Source organism: Streptomyces sp. H27-H1, from assembly GCF_026627445.1.
GTDB lineage: Bacteria > Actinomycetota > Actinomycetes > Streptomycetales > Streptomycetaceae > Streptomyces.
Genome location: NZ_JAPNLJ010000157.1, coordinates 1 through 1,017, shown reverse-complemented (window position 1 = coordinate 1,017; position 1,017 = coordinate 1). Strand labels below are relative to the sequence as shown.

The 1,017-nt window shown below is 68.2% G+C and carries 1 pseudogene; it reads left to right on the top strand.

Annotation, left to right across the window (positions count from 1 at the left end):
* Positions 1–60 precede the first annotated feature (60 nt).
* Positions 61–998: pseudogene (locus OTB20_RS42260) on the top strand (IS5 family transposase).
* The last annotated feature ends 19 nt before the right edge of the window (positions 999–1,017 follow it).

The window sequence follows — 1,017 nt, the reverse complement described above, 5'->3', positions numbered from 1 at the left end:
CTAGGTTCTGTTTCCTGGATCTCCTGACGTGATCATGCTTGTGAGGCCAGGCTGGTTGGCGTGGTTGGTCGAGGGGATCTGACGAATGCGGAGTGGGGGCGGCTGGAGCCGCTCCTGCCGCGCTGTGGGGCCCGTGGTGGCCGGTGGAGTGAGCACCGGAAGGTCATCAACGGGGTGCTGTTCCGTGTGCGGACCGGTGTGCCGTGGCGGGACCTCCCGGAGCGGTTCGGGCCGTGGGAAACGGTCTACAAACGCCATCGCCGCTGGTCGGCCGATGGCACCTGGGACCTGCTGCTGACGCGAGTCCAGGCGGCTGAGGACGCCGAGGGTCGGATCGACTGGGACGTGTCGGTGGACTCCACGACCGCGCGGGCGCATCAGCACGCGGCAGGCGCACGGAACACCGCCCCGCCTGTGGTTGCCCCCCAAAAGGGGCCCCACGGCGGGGCAAACCCGGTCGATCCGGTACTGCGGACCCTGTCGGTCCGCCTGGCGGAGGTGGTCAGGCAGGCGAGTGCTTAGGACGCTCCCGCGGGGGTTTCACCACGAAGATCCACCTGGTGGCCGACGGCCGGTGCCGTCCCCTCTCGCTGCTTCTCACGCCCGGACAGGCCGGCGACAGCCCCCAGTTCGAGGCCGTGCTGGAGAAGATCGCCATCCCCCGGATCGGGCCGGGCCGGCCTCGCACCCGGCCTGACAGCGTCAGCGCCGACAAGGCATACAGCTCCCGCGATAACCGCCGCTACCTGCGACGACGCAAGATCCGGCACACCATCCCCGAACCGAAGGACCAGCGGGCCAACCGCCGCAGGCGCGGTTCGACCGGAGGCCGACCGACCGGCTTCGACAAGGAGCGGTACAAGAAACGCAACGTCGTCGAGCGGGCGATCAACCGCCTCAAGAACTTCCGGGCCGTGGCCACCCGTTACGACAAACGCGCGTACGTCTACCTCGGGACCGTCACCCTCGCTGCCCTGATCATCTGGATCCGAACCTGATCCAAGAAACAGAACCTAG